Origin of the sequence: Arenibacter antarcticus (assembly GCF_041320605.1) — a bacterium.
GTDB lineage: Bacteria > Bacteroidota > Bacteroidia > Flavobacteriales > Flavobacteriaceae > Arenibacter > Arenibacter antarcticus.
Genome location: NZ_CP166679.1, coordinates 3,780,203 through 3,797,328 on the forward strand (window position 1 = coordinate 3,780,203; position 17,126 = coordinate 3,797,328).

The following is a 17,126-nucleotide window of genomic DNA, read 5'->3' on the forward strand; positions in this document are numbered from 1 at the left end:
GCAAAAGGTTATTGCAACTTATATACCCCTAATTAGTTCTTTTTGCTCCCCTTTTTACTTCTAAAATCCACCAATTGGATACTATCGTCCCCATGGTTTTTCAGCTCGTTCTCTAATTTTAGAGTGAACTAAAAAACCAATTTAAATGAAAAATTATTTATCCTTATTATTAATCATGGGACTGTTTTCCAGTTCAATGGCACAGACCAAACTGACTGGTACAGTGGTGTCTAAAACCGATGGAATGCCAATTCCAGGTGCAAGTATTATTCCCAACGGGAATACAACAGAGGGAGCGGCTACGGATTTTGATGGCAACTTTAGTCTAACGGTAAGTGCCCAAGAAGGTATTATAATGGTATCTTCCTTGGGTTATGGATCTGTGCAACTAAGTTATTCTGGAGATCAGAATTTCACAATTCAATTAGAGGACCAATCTACAGGTCTTGATGAGGTGGTACTAATAGGGTATGGTACTTCAAAGAAAAGGGACATTACCTCTGCCATTTCCACGGTAAGCAATGTGGAAACTATTGGAAGTAGACCGGTAGCAACCTTGAATGATTTTTTACAAGGAAACGTGGCCGGGGTTACTGTACTGCAACAAGGTGGTGATCCCTCGGAATCTGGGAAGATCGTTATCCGTGGATACGGATCTATTTCCAATGAAAATCCCTTAATGGTAGTAGATGGAGTGCCTTACTACGGACCAGCTATTAATCCCAACGACATCGCATCCGTTTCTATTCTTAAAGATGCGGCAGCGGCGGCAATCTATGGTGCTCAGGCGGCATCTGGTGTTATCGTTATCCAAACCAAAAAGGGAAAGCTTGGAAAACCTAGGATTAGTCTAGATGTGTATTCTGGGATGCAGAATGCAACCGATTTGCCAACACCGTTAAATGCAGAACAACAGGCAAATGTGTATAATATGGCTGCTGACAACGGAGGTACTCCGAGGCAATCCGCGCATGACGCCGCACAAAATCCATGGGGACAGACTACTAGGACCAATTGGATGGACGCTGTTTTCCGATCAGCCTTGCTGTATAATGCCAATGTCAATGTTAGTGGAGCTGGGGAACACAATAATTATATGAGTTCTTTTGGTTACAATAAAAGAGAAGGGGTTCTAGAAGGGACCAGTTCGGAGCGCTACTCATTTAGGATAAAGTCGGAAATAGATCTTTCCGATAGGTTGACGCTTGGGGAAAATGTCTATTTTTCACATACCGAAGCTATAGGCACCAATACCTCTAGTGGGTATTCTGGAACCATAATGAGTGCCATATACATGCCTTCGGCTGCACCTATTTATGACGATTTGGGTCAATTTCATGGAGTGGCTCCTTATGAGCTGGCTCAATTTGCTGGAGCTTATGGCGATGTGTACAACCCTTTGGCCCTGTTACAAAGACCAACTACTACAAGTCCAACTAGCTTTATTAATGCCAACGTGTTTTTGGATTACAAAATTTTGGACGGACTTAAATTTAAAACAAGCTATGCCTATAGCAGTTCACAAAATAACTATAAGCGTTTTGAACCTAGGAGACCTGAATTAGGAAGGACTAATTTGATTAATTCCCTAACACAAGACTACACTACTACCAACAGGTGGGTGTGGGACAATCAGTTGACTTATAACAAAAGTTTTGGGGAACATCATCTGGACCTCACCGCAGTATATTCTGCACAACTAACCGATTATGAGTATTTTTCGCAACGGGGAGAAGGATTCAGTAATGAAGATGGCTTTAACCAATATATGTCCAATGCTGCAGATATAAAAAATCCGGTTACTGATGTATATGAAGATGCACTGACCTCTGCAATAGGTAGGGCTATGTACAACTATGGGGATAAATATTTTATCAGTGCCAGTATTAGAAGGGATGAAACCTCTAGGTTAGCGTTGGCCAACCAGGCAGATTACTTCCCTTCCGCTTCCATGGGCTGGAGAATCTCTGATGAAAACTTTTTTAAAGTACCAGCTGTGAACGATTTAAAATTTCGTGCTTCATGGGGGCAGATCGGTAACATTAACTCTGTAGGTTATTATTCCTTTGATGTTCCTCTGAGTACACAAACCGTGATCGTTGGTAGTGATGGATTGGAAAATGATAAAGGGGTATATGCCGGAAAACAGTCCAATCCAAATTTAACCTGGGAAACCTCAGAATCCATCAACTTGGGTTGGGACGCTTCTTTATTTAACAATAGGTTGAGCTTAACCTTTGACTATTTCACCAAGGAAACTAAGGGAATGATTTTACCTGGATTGGAAGATAAGCACCAAGGAACGTCTGCTGCCGATGTAAACGGGGGAGAGGTTAAGAACCAAGGTTTCGAATTCTCAGCATCTTTTAACAATACTGTTGGGGACTTAACTTACTCTTTAAGCGCCAATGCCTCGGTAATTGACAATGAACTGGTCAATTTGGACGGGTACAACAAAAGCGGTATCAATTTCATCAACCACAGTGAAGATAATGTAAGGAGTACCTTGGAACCATTCAGGTCCGTGGTAGGTAGGGAGTTATATTCTAACTATTTGGTGCCTTATTTGGGTATTTTTCAATCTCAAGAGGAGATAAACGCGTACACTAGCAATGGGAACTTGATACAGCCCAATGCACAACCGGGCGATTTTATGTTTAAGGATAGCAACAATGATGGAAAAATAGACAATGATGACAAAGTGTTTATGGGAAGCTACCAGCCAGATCTAACCTATAACTTTAACCTTAGGTTAGATTATAAAGGATTTGACCTTGGTTTAATCTTCCAAGGAGTTTCCGGAGTAAAAGCTTTTAACGGATACAAGTATACTGCCTATAACGCATCTTTACAGGGCTATAACCTAGACAATAAGGTTTTGGAATCATGGACACCGACCAATACCAATACAGGTTTACCAAGATTGTCTACCAAAGACAATAACAAAAACTTTGAAACTACCTCTAGTTGGTATTTGGAAGATGCTTCTTACCTAAGGGTGAAAAATATTACGTTAGGTTACAACATTGCCAGTTCTGTAATGGATTCGGTAATGCAAGGAGCTTCTTTACGGATTTATATTTCTGCAGAGAATTTGTTCACCTTCACAGATTATTCTGGATTAGATCCTGAAGTTGGTGGCAAAGGATTGGATGTAGGAAAATATCCATTGTCCAGGACCTTTACCACTGGTTTGTCATTAAAATTATAACGAACATAAAAAGCAAAATAGATGAAAATTAAAAACATAAAATTAATTGTGGCCGGGTTGGGCATTACCATATTGGGTATGACTTCCTGTTCGGATGATTTCACCAATTTGGAACCACAGGGCAGTACGTCTTACGGGAATTTTTGGAAAACGGAACAAGACGCCACCGAAGCTGTTAACAGCATGTACTATTATATGAAGGATGAGGATATGTTTGCCAGAGGTTTCTTTTGGTATATCAATGCCTCGGACGATATGGTTACAGGGAGGATTAAATCGGATGCGGACAACGCTAAGAACTTTAACTTAACTGGTGACGAAAGTTCATTGAAATGGATGTATTCCCAAAGTTATAAGATTATACGAAGGGCTAATGATGTGTTGGCCAATGTCCCTGAAATGGACATTAATGAAGGATTGAAAAATCGATTGATGGGAGAGGCATATTTTATGAGGGCCTTTCATTATTTCTGGATTTCCAGTACCTATGGTGATGCGGGAGAAAATGGTGGAGTACCTATAGTTGTGGTAGAGAATATGAACGATCCGGCGGGAAGTTATACCAGGCCAGCGAGTGTCACTGAAAATTATGCACAGATCATAGAAGATTTGACTACAGCTGCGGACCTTCTTCCTTTATTCACAGAAATGAATCCCGATGATTATGGCAGAGCCCATAAAGATGCCGCATTGGCTTATATTGCTAAAACAAATCTATACTGGGCGCAATACGACAGTTCAAAATATAGTGAGGTGGTCACTTTTGCGGATGCGGTAACAAACTCAGGTTCTGGTAGGGCTTTGATCAATACAGGTAACCCTGATATGGATTATAGGTTATTGCACAGTTTTGAAAACAATTGGACCAGTGAGTATATCTGGTCCGTAGATTCCGGGATTGAAGGAGGAAGTAAGCTTCCAGGAGTAATGTTGGAAAATAAGGGATGGGGAACCTATAACGGATGGGGCTACTACCAGCCTACGGAAGAATTGTACCAAGCTTTTGAGCCAGGCGATAAAAGAAGAGAAGTCACCATTTTAAAATTTGGGGACGAATTTCAATTTTTTGGGGAAACTAAAAGATATCAATCCGAGAACTCCCTATCTGGTTTTCAGTTTAATAAATATATGTACGAGTACCAGTTTGAAAATCCTATTGGGATCTATGTAAATCCTAATGGGGATGATCCTACCACACTATATAATGTACCTATAATGCGTTATGCAGAAGTGCTTTTAATGAAAGCTGAGGCTCTAATAATGCTAGGACAAAATGGTGATGTCCCTTTAAATATGGTTCGGGAAAGAGCTGGGGTTTCTGCCATCTCCAACGCAACTATGGAGGATTTAAAACAAGAAAGACGGGTAGAATTTGGAGGTGAATTTGCCAATCGTCATTTTGATTTGGTTAGATGGGGAGATGCCCAAGAGGCATATGCAAAGCCACTTCATGGTAGGATTCACGATGATCGATCTAACCCTGATTCGCCTTATACCCTTACGGAGATTTGGCCCGCAAGAAGTTTTGATCCTGGGTTTATGAATGTTTGGCCCATTCCAAATGAAACAGTAAGTTCCTCCGGAATATCACAAAACAAGGGATGGTAAGGGAATCTAAATTTTAAACATACATTAAAAGGTAGCTGTACTGAAAGTAGTAATGGTTCTAGGTCTGCAACGTATTGGAATATAATATTCTCTTACGGACCAGTCCAAAAAATCACTATTTTAGTATAGCTTCTTTTTTTTAACAACACTACCAATGAACAATTTATGTAAATTATTTTTTTACTTTTTTATAATCGGATTATATGGCGTTTTTGGGCAAGAGACCAAGACATATAACATCCATTCTCACAATGATTACCTGCAGAACGCACCTTTTTGGAATGCCTATACCAATGGATTAAATTCTATTGAGGTAGATGTTTTTTTAAAGGATGGCGTATTGTATGCAACTCATAGCAAAGCCGATATTAAAAAAGGGCAGACCATTGAAAATCTCTATCTCCAACCTCTAGAAAAAGTATATTCCTTACAATTAGGGGATCAACAAGGGATTCAGCTTTTGATAGATATAAAATCTGAACCCTATAGTACCTTAAAGAAATTAGTATCGGTTTTTAAAAAGTACCCTAAGGTGATTCAAAATCCGGCGATTTCCATTGTAATTTCTGGTAACCGGCCCAAAGTAGAAGAGTATACCGATTATCCTGAATACTTGAAATTTGATTATCAAAGTTTAGAGGCTCATCCCAATGAAAAAATATGGGACAGGGTAGCTATGATCAGTTTAGATTTTAAGAAGTTTTCCCCTTGGAACGGAATGGGTCGCCTCACCAGAGAAGATTTGGAAAATGTTACGGAAACTATAGATAAAGCCCATGCTTTAGGAAAACCGTTTCGGTTTTGGGGAGCTCCAGATTCTAAAACCGCATGGAAAGTCTTTGCGGAATTGGGAGTAGATTATATCAATACCGATATGCCTGCTAAATCTGCTGCCTATATAAACTCAATGGCGCACAGGATTTATCAAAATAAAGCACATTCCAAGGTATACAAGCCCACTTATGGATCTGACCAAAAAATAAGTCCTATTAGGAACGTTATTTTATTAATTGGAGATGGGAACGGATTATCGCATATCAGTGCATCGGTCCTAGCGAATGGGGGAGAGACCACTCTTACTCAACTTAAGAGCATAGGGCTCATTAAAACCCAATCTGCGGACGATTTCACAACCGATTCAGCGGCTGCGGGTACAGCTTTGGCTACAGGACAAAAGACCTACAATAGAGCTATAGGTATGGGGGTGGATAGGGAACCGATTATAAATATTACGGAATTTTTAGATCAGCATCAATTTTTATCTGGTTGCATTACCACGGATAATATAGTTGGAGCTACCCCGGGATCCTTTTATGCCCATCAACTAGATAGGGACCATACCAAAGCGATAGCAAATGATCTTTTTAAAAGCAAGCTATCCTTGTTTGTTGGAGGTGGTAGTGCCGATTTTGATCAGGATCTTGGCCTTAACGGATTTTCCATGGTCAACCAAATTGAGGAAATAGGGACCACAAATGCGAATAAAGTGGGAATGTTCCTTTCTAAAAATGGTGTTCCCAGTATGATGGATGGTAGGGGTAATCAATTGGCAGATGCAACCCGCAATGGACTTCAATTTCTAAGTACAAAAAACAAGCCCTTCTTTTTAATGGTAGAAGGCGCAAAAATAGATTCGTATGCGCACCGTAACAATGTTGCAGGGATTGTTAGTGAGGGAATCGATTTTGATACCGCTATTACAGAAGCCATATCCTTTGCAGACAGGAGTGGAAATACCTTGGTGATAATTACAGCGGATCATGAAACAGGCGGATTTTCTATCCCTCAGGGGAATATGGAGAATGGAGTCATTGAAGGCGATTTCACTACTCATGACCATACCGCTTCTATGGTACCTATCTTTGCGTATGGACCGCATTCACAGGAGTTTCAAGGTATCTATGAAAACAGTGAAGTCTTTCACAAGATCATTAAAGTATTGGGGTTATAGAAGAAAAAAGTTGAATAAAAAAAGGGATGGTGTCTAAGACACCATCCCTTTTTAATATCCATTTAAATCGATTATTGATTTTCAGAATCCAACAAAGCGAAAAATTTGTCCAAATTAGGAATGATCACGATTCTGGTACGTCTATTTTTAGCTCTATTTTCCTTAGTATCGTTGTCCACTAAAGGCAAATAGCTGCTTCTCCCGGCTGCAATTAAGTTAGCGGGATCTACCTTGTATTTTTCTTGTAAAAGCCTAACGATAGAAGTAGCTCTTTTTACACTTAGGTCCCAGTTGTCTTGGAACAAGGCAGTGCTGATGGTTTTGGAATCGGTATGACCTTCAACCATAACTTCCATACTTGGTTCTGAGTTGATTACTTCGGCAAGTTTTCCTAAAATTGCATGGGCCTTATTGCTCACCCTATAACTCCCAGAATTAAACAATAATTTGTCGGAGATATTGATCATAACCACTGTTTTGTTTATGTCTACAACAACATCATCATCCTCATCGGAAATAGATTTTTTTAGGTTATGGGAAATGGCAAGGTTTATGGAATCTTCCATAGTTGTGGCCTGAGCCAATAAACTTGGATCAACCTTGGCCAAGGTAGCCCTCATCTTCTCTTTGGTAAGATTGCTCATTACGGCAACATCACCAATGGTATTTAATTGGGTATCGTTTATTTCCTGAAGGGAATTTATTTTTTGGTTGTATTCTGTTACCCTTGCCTCAATTTTGGCCATTTTGGATTCCAGATCTTCTTTTTCTACTTGTGTTTTCATTAAAACACTTTTGGTGTTGGAAAGATCACTTTCTAGGGCTACATACTTTTTTTTAGAAACACAGGACGCAAGTACTGCCATTCCCAATACACCTACTACAATTGTTTTTTTCATTTTACTTAATTAAAGTTTACAAATAGTTGTCTGTCTAGTTATACGTATGCTTTCGCAAAATAGTTGTTGGACGGTAGGCCAAATCAGACAAAAAAAAAGGGCATCACTTTTTTGTGATGCCCTTTTTGCTGATAATCAGTAAACTAATGTGCTATTATTCGCAGCCTCCGGTAAAGCCTTTTGCATTAAATTTTGTCTGTACGGCTCCTTGTCGGTTGCTATTTTTCACTTGAATGGCTAAATTGTTCTCACCACTTCCGTCTCGTTTTGGGCTACAATATTCAAAAAGGTAGAAACTGTTAGCTTGTTGAGAAACACGATCTGAGATTTCTTTAAAAGTAGTTTCCAATTGGTCCTTATTAGTGGCGAAAACACTAAAGGTCTTACCAATCTTACTAAGGATATTGGCATCTATTTCCCCTCCCAATCCAATACTGAAATACGCAATGTTCTTGTTGGCCTCGGTTACTTTCTTTATGGCGGCACTTTCCGTGTATCTGGAAGCTTGGTCTGTACCATCTGTAAATATAACTACAGAGGCAGCACCGATCCTACCGTTGGTGGTACTTTCCCTAAGTAATTTCTCAGCAATGTCTGTCGATTTTATTACAGCCCCGTAAAGGTCCGTAGACGGGTCATTACTAATGTCCTTAGTTATGCCACTTATAGAATTTAACAAATCCTGTTTTACATGGGTTAGAGGAGCAAGGGAATGCAATTTATTCTCACCATCAAACCAATATATTGCCATTTTAAAAACTTCAGAATTCGAAGTTGGCATTACATTGTTGACAAAGCTGATGGAAGCTGATTTTAATTCCTCCAAACTTGAGTCCAAGACACTATTACTCAAATCCAACACAAGCACAGTGTTATTGTTGAATATTTGGGCGTTTGGAGAAATCCTAGCAGAGGACTCAGAAGGAGATATCTTATTAAAACAAGCGTCGTTCCTTCCTTGTTCGTAAATAGTAAATTGCTCGGCATTTAGCCCCGATACGGGTTTGCCCTCGGTATCCGATACCTTAAAGAATATAGAGATCTTTCCCGGTAAGGTAGTATATTGATTTTGAATCGATAGTACCAACTCCCCATCTCCGAGATTTAAACATTTGTCCACAGGCTTGCCCAGTCCCAAATCCCCACCGGGATTAATCCCAAACTTAACATCATCATCGGCATTACCACATGATACAAACAAGGCTATAGTAAAGCATATAGCAGCTATTTTGGTGTAAAATTTCATTTTCGCAATTTATTAGGTTCAACAAACACAACGAACAAAACTATTTAAAATTATAATTGAATTAAAAATTGATGTTAATATTTGTTAAGGACTTTATTCACAATTTTTTTGTAGATTACCTAGTAGCTAGCATTATTTAATTTATCGAATGCTAATCCTTATGTAGTATTGGTAAAAAAACGTAGGTTTTTAATTAGTATGTCTATATAATGTAGTGGAGAACTAATTATGTTTCGGGGAATTACGCTACAATTCTAATGGACATTAAAACATGGACTTTATATGGAAATACACTATTGCTCCGATTATGAAAAAATGACTCAAATGGCCTTCGAGCGTCTAATATCTGAACTTAGGGACAATCCAGAGCAACTACTTTGTCCGTCTAAGGGAACTTCTACCTTAGGGCTGTATAAAAAAATGGCTGCACATTACCAGAAGGAGGCAGCGATTTTTGAGAGATTAACAATTATTAAACTGGACGAGTGGGGTGGGATTCCTGGATGCGGTCCCAATTCTTCAGAAACACATCTTAAGACCTATCTTTTGGATCCGCTAAAAATAACGGAAGAAAGGTATATCTCCTTCGATAGCAGTCCAGTAGATGCAAAAAAGGAATGTGACCGTATGGACAATGAGATCCAAGAACGGGGACCTATAGATATTTGTATTTTGGGAATGGGAAAAAATGGGCATCTTGGCTTTAATGAACCTGCCAACCATCTTATCCCAAATTGCCATATCGCAGAACTTAGTCCAACTTCCTTAATGAGTAGCATGGCAGAATCTATGCCGGACAAACCTAGTTATGGCCTCACCATGGGGATGGCCACTATTTTACAATCTAAAAAAATTATTCTTCTGCTTACCGGAGAGGATAAAAAGCACACCATCAAAAAATTATTGAACAAAGAAATCACTTCTTTTTTGCCAGCCTCTTTTTTATGGCTACATCCACAGGTATATTGTTATTTAGATAAGTCTAGTGTGTAAAGGGGGCTAGGTCTAAAGTGTGGACTTAGGAATAGTTGTGCACTTAAGAAACTGTTAATTTGGTTTATTTTATTTATAAATTTATTAACTTGTAAGGTATTGATGGAAATTAACTAAATAAAAACTATGCCAACTTATAATTTAACAGTAAACGGAATCCCTCAAAGTGTAGAAGTAGCAGAAGACACCCCCTTACTTTGGGTGCTTCGGGACCATTTGAATTTAGTAGGCACAAAATTTGGTTGCGGAATAGCCCAATGCGGTGCTTGCACCGTCCATATGGATGGGAATGCCGTTCGGAGTTGTTCTCTCCCCATTTCTTTATTGGACGGAAAGGAAATAACTACTATAGAAGGCTTATCCGATAACGGGGATCATCCGGTACAGTTGGCTTGGAAGGAAATGGATGTACCTCAATGTGGCTACTGTCAGGCTGGACAGATAATGACGGCCACGGCATTCTTAAACAAAAATCCCAGCCCGGACGAAGCAGAAATAAAATCTGCCATGCACGGCAATATTTGCAGATGTGCGGCATATGTTAGAATTCATAAGGCGGTGGCACTGGCGGCCAGCAAAATCGGCTAAAAACAAAGGAGTCGCTAGTATCTAATCTGGAATGATCAACAACTACAAAAATCATTGGTCCCTTTTTACGAAGGGATAAAAATCTAAAAATTATGTCAACATCCGCAATAGCATTCAACAGAAGGGATTTTATTAGAACTTCATCCCTAGTTGGAGGTGGAATTCTAATTGGCTTCAACCTTTTTACTGCCTGTAAGCCCAAAGTAAAACCTCCTATAGATATTTCAAAGCTAAATTTCAACGATTTTAATGCTTTTATAAAGATTGCGGATAATGGAGCGGTAACCATTTTCTCTCCCAATCCAGAAATAGGGCAGGGGGTGAAAACGGCCATGCCCATGTTAATCGCAGAGGAATTGGATGTGGCATGGAATAATGTATATGTCCAACAGGGAATATTGGATACCGAAAACTTTACCCGTCAACTCGCTGGTGGGAGTCAATCTATCCGATTAGGCTGGGAACCTTTACGACAAACTGGCGCTACGGCAAGACAGATGTTGGTAAATGCCGCTGCTGCACAGTGGGGTGTTGATCCATCAAGCTGTACTACCTCAGAAGGTGTAATTACAAACGGCAAAGGGGAAACCTTAGGGTATGGCGATGTGGTTAAGGATGCTGCCTTGTTAGAAGTCCCAGAAAACGTTACCCTAAAAAGCCATAAGGATTTTAAAATTATTGGTACCGATGCACCCAATGTGGATTTGAATAATATAGTTACTGGGAAACCACTTTTTGGGCTCGATTATAAGGTAGACGGGATGGTATATGCCGCCGTTGTTAGGCCACCTGCTTTTGGTCAGCGATTGGAATCTTATGACGATACAGCAGCGAGGGCCATGCCAGGGGTTATAGATGTAATCAGGATAGGAGATAAGGCAAAGGCACTTACTTCCGGAGAAAGTAATAACTGGACCGTGGCTTTGGCAAACAGTGATAAGGTGGTGGTCATTGCAAAAACCACCTGGGAAGCCCTAAAAGCTAAGGAGGCGGTAAACGCAATTTGGGTTGAGGATACGCCATTAGAAAGTACGGATTATCAAGACAAACAATTGTTGGGATTATTGGATGGTAAAAAATTTAATACCTTAAGAAAAGACGGAGATATAGAGAAAGCATTTGCCCAGGCCGATAAAATTCTAGAACGCACTTATGAATCGCCCTTTCTGCCTCATAACTGTATGGAACCTATGAATTTTTTCGCCAATGTAACCAGTGATAAAATACATTTGGTAGGGCCTGTACAAACCCCTGAGTTTGCAGCAACCGCTGTTGCGGGTATGTTAGGACGGGATGCTAAGGAAGTACATCTGGAAATGACCCGTATGGGAGGTGGATTTGGTAGAAGGCTGTATGGCGACTTTGTGTACGAGGCGGCTGAGATTTCCAACACTATTAAAAAACCGGTGAAATTAATTTATTCCCGAGAGGATGATATGACTGCAGGGACCTATCGTCCTGCAATAAAATATAGAATAAAAGCTGCAGTTAAAAATGGAGAGGTCACGGCCTACTATTTAAAGGAAGCGGCTATTAATGGAAACATGTACGGACTGATACCTAATTTCTTTCCTGCAGGTGCCATAGCCAATTACCAGGTAGATGTAGCCAGTTATAAGAGTAATATAACTACAGGTGCATGGCGAGCACCCTACACCAATTTCTTGGCCTTTGCAGAGCAAAGTTTCTTTGATGAGTTGGCAGAAACCATGGAAGTGGACCGTATACAATTGCGATTAGATCTTCTGCAAAAGGTAAAGGGCACTACGGATGAGCGTATAGAATATTCCCCAGAACGTATGGAAAAAGTCATTAAAATGGCTGTTGAGAAATCTGGATGGGGAAAAAAAGGAGCGGAAACCTACCAAGGATTTGCCGCGTATTATTGCCATAATTCCCATGTTGCTGAGGTTGCCGATGTGGAGATAGAAAATGGCATTCCTGTTGTAAAAAAAGTAACCTGTGTGGTAGATTGCGGAATAGTGGTAAATCCTTTAGGGGCACTTAACCAGATTGAAGGGGGAGTAATTGATGGTGTTGGCCATGCAATGTATGGTGATCTCGAGTTTATAGACGGAAAACCCCAATCACAAAACTATGATAGGTATCGTTTAATTAGAATGAGAGAAATACCTGTGGTAGAAGCACATATGATCCAAAATGATATGGCGCCCACAGGTTTGGGAGAACCCACTCTTCCGCCAGCAGGAGCTGCGGTGGCCAACGCATTAAAAGCTGCTACTGGCAATAGATTTACTGCACAACCGTTTTCAAAATTTCCGGAACTAATGAAAGTTCCAGCAAAATCAATTATTGGTTAATATGACGATATTACTATTTGGAATTACTAAGGACATCGTAGGAAGTTCCACCTTATCCATGCCCAGTTCCAGTGAATTTGGCGCAAGAAGCACCAAAACCGTAAAAGAACTAAAAGAATATTTGGGTAAGATGTATCCAGAACTAAAGAAACTGTCCTCTTTGGCCATTGCTGTAAATAATTCCTATGCGGATGATGATACTATTATCGATAATTTTGATGAAATTGCACTCATTCCGCCAGTAAGTGGCGGGTAAAGCGAAAATAGTTATAGATGTTAGTAGACAACCATAATAGAAAAATTAATTATTTACGCCTGGCAGTCACCGACCGGTGTAATCTGCGATGTAATTATTGCATGCCTTCGGAAGGAATAGATTTTGCCCAAAAGAACCATCTTTTTACCATAGAAGAATTATGTAGGTTAAGTGAAATAATGGTAGAACAGGGCATCGATAAAATTAGGATTACGGGGGGAGAGCCTTTTGTAAGGAAAGATTTAATGGTATTCTTACGTAAACTTTCGCAATTAAAGGGATTGGAGGATATTTCTATAACCACTAATGCCACTTTGATTGGCCCTTATATAGCGGAACTAAAGTCGCTCGGGATCCTTAATATCAACGTTAGTTTGGATGCCATTGATAAGGATACTTTTGAAAAAGTTACCCGCAGAGACCAATATGACACGGTCTATAATAATCTCACACGACTAATTGCCGAAGGGTTTAACGTGCGTATCAATTTCATTGCCTTGGAGCATCAGAATATTCAGGATATAATTCCTATTTTAAAGCTGATGCGCCATTATCCGGTATCCGTTCGGTTTTTGGAAGAGATGCCTTTTAATGGTGGCAGTAAAGCCTTTACGACCATTACATGGGATTATAAGAAAATACTTGCGCATATACAAACAGAATTCCCTGAAATCACCAAGCTTGACTCACCAAAGACTTCTACTTCTATAAATTACCAAATTAAGGGACATAAAAGCACCTTTGGGTTGATTCCTTCTTTTTCCAGAACTTTTTGTGGGAGTTGTAATCGCCTGAGAATATCTGCAACTGGAGATGTTATTACCTGCCTTTATGGAAAACCAAGATTGAATTTAAGGGATATTATGAGAGGGGAGAATGTTGAGGAAGGGATTGTAGAACATATCCTTAAGGCTATAGGGAGTAGGTCTAAAACAGGTTTTGAGGAACAGGAGAAATACGCTGGAATATTCCAAAGTTCCATGACCTCTATTGGGGGTTAGTTCGTGAAGAAAATTGCTATTATGAATTCTGAAAAAATATACGGACTTATACTTTCCGGAGGAAAAAGTACCAGGATGGGTATCGATAAGGGGATGATCGATTATCATGGAATGCCACAACGCGAATACCTGTACAAACTATTAAAAACGCTATGCCACACTACCTATATGAGCGTTAGGGAAGAGCAAGTACCGGAATTCTCTCAAGAGTATAACCTTATTGTAGATCGCAACGAATACAAAGGACCCTACAATGGCCTTTTAAGCGCCCATCACCTGAACCCTAAAGCAAGTTGGTTGGTATTGGCCTGCGATTTACCGTTGATAGATCAAACCGCCTTGAAAGAATTAATCAGGGAAAGAGACTGCACTAAATTGGCAACGGCCTTTGCTACAGAGGAAAGCGGCTTACCTGAACCGCTCTGTGCTATTTGGGAGCCGGAAGGTTTAGAGAAGTCCGTGGCCTATTTAAATGCTGGGAATGGGTCTTGTCCGCGTAAATTTTTGATCAACGGGGATATTCATCTTGTAGTTCCTCAAAATGAGGAAGTGCTGTTGAATGCCAATTATAAGGAGGATTACGAGAAGGTGTTGATGAAATTATCTTGAAATACGCCAGCTTTAGGCAAAAAAAATGATTCAACAATGGTAATTGTGAGGTGCTGTAGATTGCGGATCAATATAATGTAAATGATAATTGGTACTATAAAAACGGCTACAAGAATTTCTGTTAATGGAACTCGATAGATATCAAAGGCAGACCAACTTAAAGGATTTTGGTCCGGAAGCCCAACACAAATTGAAAAATGCCAGTATATTGGTAATTGGTGCAGGCGGTCTAGGAACTCCGGCACTGTCATACCTTAATGCCATGGGGGTAGGGACCCTAGGTGTAATTGACCAGGATAAGATTGAGATTACAAATTTACAACGACAAGTATTGTATACCGAAGCTGATTTGGGAAAATCGAAATTGGCAACACTGGTGGCACATTTAAAATCCCAGAATTCAGGGACCCATTTTAAAACATTCGACACTTTTATCAACAGAGACAACGCCTTAGATATTATTTCGAAGTTCGATCTTGTTATTGACGGTTCGGATAATTTTTCCACTCGATATTTGGTAAACGATGCCTGTGTTATTCTAAACAAACCTTTTGTTTCAGGAGCTATTCAGGGTTTTGAGGGACAACTTAGCGTGTACAACTTTCAGGGAGGGCCAACGTACAGATGTTTATTCCCGAACATGCCTTCCCCAAATGAAATTCCTAACTGTAACGACAATGGAGTTCTTGGGGTAATTCCGGGAATTATCGGTTCGCTTCAAGCTTTGGAAGCCGTTAAGGTGGTTGCTGAAATAGGGGAGGTGCTGTCAGGCAAATTACTATTGTTCAATGGATTGTCGCAAAGTTATCAAACTATAAAATTCAAAGTAAATCCTGAAAACAGGACTATAAAGGAGTTAAAAGAATCTTATGGTAACGAAAGCTGTGACGCTATTCCAACCATAAGTTGTGAAGCATTTCTACAATTGCTAGCAACTAAAAAAGACATTCAAATTATAGATGTTAGGAGCAGGGAAGAGTTTATGGATTTTGTATCGAAGGAAATCAAGGCCATAAACATTCCATTGAACCAACTTATGGAGTCCGACGTAAACTTCGATTCTAGGACACCCATTTACTTTATCTGCCAATCGGGAAAAAGAAGTGGCATCGGATTAAAAATAGTACAGGAAAAATACAGTAAGCTTTCCTTGTTTAGTGTTGAAGGAGGAATAAATAAACTTTTGACGCTTCAATAATAATAACATTGACCTGCGGTTGGTAAGATTCCGTAAATTGCAACTATGATTTCATTTAAAGAAGCGTACGGAAAGGTTTTAGACCACAAACAGGATTATGGCACGGAACAAATCCCATTAAAAATTGCTATGGGAAGGGTTTTGGCAGAAGAAGTCATTGCCGACAGAGATTTCCCACCTTTTAATAGGGCAACCAAAGATGGAATTGCCATAAATTATGAAGCTATAGTTGCCGGACAGACCACTTTTAAACTGGAAGGGATACTTCCTGCTGGGATGGCCGCTAAATTATTGGGTAATAAGGAGCAGGCTATAGAAATAATGACGGGAGCTGTTGTTCCGGACAACGCGGATGCCGTAGTGATGTACGAGCATTTGGTTATAGAAAACGGTTGGGCAACTTTAATTAAGAACCCATCAAAAGGCCAGGATATTCATATTCAGGGCAGTGACCGAAAAATGGGAGAGTTGGTGCTGCAAAAAAACACTAGGATTACCGCCTCGGAAATTGGCATTTTAGCCGCAGTGGGGAAGTCGACCCTAATGGTAAAAAAGCTCCCCAAAACTGCAATTATATCTACTGGAAATGAGTTGGTGGAAGTTAAGGAGCAACCTTTGCCACATCAAATACGCAAATCCAATATACACACCTTGTTCGGCGCCTTATCTCAGGAAGGTATTGTTCCGGGGGAATATCACCTTGCCGACGACAAAGAAATAATTAAGAAGGAACTCGCCACTATCTTAAACAATTACGACGTAGTACTGCTAAGTGGTGGGGTGTCTAAAGGAAAATACGATTATATCCCAGAGGTATTGGAAGAATTGGGAGTGGAAAAAGTATTTCACCGCGTGCTTCAAAGACCGGGAAAACCGTTTTGGTTTGGAGTTCGGCCCGAAACGGGGACTATAGTATTTTCCTTTCCAGGAAATCCGGCATCTACTTTTGCCAATTATCAGGTTTATTTTAAAGACTGGTTGCGATCTTCCCTAGGGCTTCCCAATCCAACAATTTCTGTGATTTTAGAGGAGGAAATTCCTATTAAAGGTGATTTAACACAACTGCTACGGGTGCAACTGAAACTTGATAATGGACAGATGTTGGCCTCCCAAGTAAAAGAAAACGGCTCTGGTGATCTTACCAGTCTGGCGCTTACAGATGGATTTATAGTTTTGGATCCAGAGCAAGAATTTTACAAAGCCGGAGAATCGGTTCCCTTTGTCCCAACAAGACAACTTTTGTAA

At 40.0% G+C, this 17,126-nt stretch carries 13 protein-coding genes; 11 read left to right on the forward strand and 2 right to left on the reverse strand.

The annotated features are described in order from the left end of the window. Window positions 1-145 precede the first annotated feature (145 nt). The 3 genes from KCTC52924_RS15590 to KCTC52924_RS15600 all read left to right on the forward strand — a co-directional run bounded on the left by KCTC52924_RS15590 (window position 146) and on the right by KCTC52924_RS15600 (window position 6,770). Window positions 146-3,211, forward strand: a complete 3,066-nt coding sequence (locus KCTC52924_RS15590) for a TonB-dependent receptor (RefSeq protein ID WP_251805688.1) — start codon at window positions 146-148, stop codon at window positions 3,209-3,211. A gap of 21 nt (window positions 3,212-3,232) precedes the next feature. Beyond that, a complete protein-coding gene (locus tag KCTC52924_RS15595; RefSeq protein WP_251805689.1) occupies window positions 3,233-4,819 on the forward strand; it encodes a RagB/SusD family nutrient uptake outer membrane protein in 1,587 nt (528 codons plus the stop codon). A 154-nt stretch (window positions 4,820-4,973) separates the two neighbouring features. Next, entirely contained in the window at window positions 4,974-6,770 is a 1,797-nt protein-coding gene (locus tag KCTC52924_RS15600; protein ID WP_251805690.1) for an alkaline phosphatase, read from the forward strand. Between the two features lie 71 nt (window positions 6,771-6,841). Here the strand turns inward: KCTC52924_RS15600 and KCTC52924_RS15605 are convergent, their stop codons facing one another. Further along, a complete protein-coding gene (locus KCTC52924_RS15605) occupies window positions 6,842-7,669 on the reverse strand; it encodes an OmpA family protein (protein ID WP_251805691.1) in 828 nt (275 codons plus the stop codon). Window positions 7,670-7,823: 154 nt separating this feature from the next. Further along, window positions 7,824-8,915: a VWA domain-containing protein gene (locus tag KCTC52924_RS15610; RefSeq protein ID WP_251805692.1), complete on the reverse strand. Its 1,092-nt coding sequence runs from the start codon at window positions 8,913-8,915 to the stop codon at window positions 7,824-7,826. A 282-nt stretch (window positions 8,916-9,197) separates the two neighbouring features. On the opposite strand from KCTC52924_RS15610, the gene KCTC52924_RS15615 reads away from it, so the two are divergent. The 8 genes from KCTC52924_RS15615 to KCTC52924_RS15650 all read left to right on the forward strand — a co-directional run bounded on the left by KCTC52924_RS15615 (window position 9,198) and on the right by KCTC52924_RS15650 (window position 17,126). Further along, window positions 9,198-9,908, forward strand: a complete 711-nt coding sequence (locus KCTC52924_RS15615) for a 6-phosphogluconolactonase (protein WP_251805693.1) — start codon at window positions 9,198-9,200, stop codon at window positions 9,906-9,908. A gap of 126 nt (window positions 9,909-10,034) precedes the next feature. Beyond that, on the forward strand, window positions 10,035-10,496 hold the full coding sequence (locus KCTC52924_RS15620) for a (2Fe-2S)-binding protein (RefSeq protein ID WP_251805694.1): 462 nt from the start codon (window positions 10,035-10,037) through the stop codon (window positions 10,494-10,496). Between the two features lie 92 nt (window positions 10,497-10,588). After that, the gene (locus KCTC52924_RS15625; RefSeq protein ID WP_251805695.1) at window positions 10,589-12,817 is read left to right on the forward strand and encodes a xanthine dehydrogenase family protein molybdopterin-binding subunit; all 2,229 of its coding nucleotides are present in this window, start codon (window positions 10,589-10,591) and stop codon (window positions 12,815-12,817) included. Window position 12,818: 1 nt separating this feature from the next. After that, complete coding sequence (locus KCTC52924_RS15630) at window positions 12,819-13,073, forward strand: MoaD/ThiS family protein (protein WP_251805696.1); 255 nt, start codon at window positions 12,819-12,821, stop codon at window positions 13,071-13,073. Window positions 13,074-13,090: 17 nt separating this feature from the next. Further along, complete coding sequence (moaA, locus tag KCTC52924_RS15635) at window positions 13,091-14,074, forward strand: GTP 3',8-cyclase MoaA (protein WP_251805697.1); 984 nt, start codon at window positions 13,091-13,093, stop codon at window positions 14,072-14,074. Window positions 14,075-14,095: 21 nt separating this feature from the next. Further along, on the forward strand, window positions 14,096-14,683 hold the full coding sequence (locus KCTC52924_RS15640) for an NTP transferase domain-containing protein (RefSeq protein WP_251805698.1): 588 nt from the start codon (window positions 14,096-14,098) through the stop codon (window positions 14,681-14,683). 124 nt (window positions 14,684-14,807) lie between these two features. Then, window positions 14,808-15,881 carry a HesA/MoeB/ThiF family protein gene (locus KCTC52924_RS15645; RefSeq protein ID WP_251805699.1) on the forward strand — a complete coding sequence of 358 codons (1,074 nt, stop codon included), beginning with the start codon at window positions 14,808-14,810 and terminating at the stop codon, window positions 15,879-15,881. Between the two features lie 45 nt (window positions 15,882-15,926). Then, window positions 15,927-17,126 carry a molybdopterin molybdotransferase MoeA gene (locus KCTC52924_RS15650; protein WP_251805700.1) on the forward strand — a complete coding sequence of 400 codons (1,200 nt, stop codon included), beginning with the start codon at window positions 15,927-15,929 and terminating at the stop codon, window positions 17,124-17,126.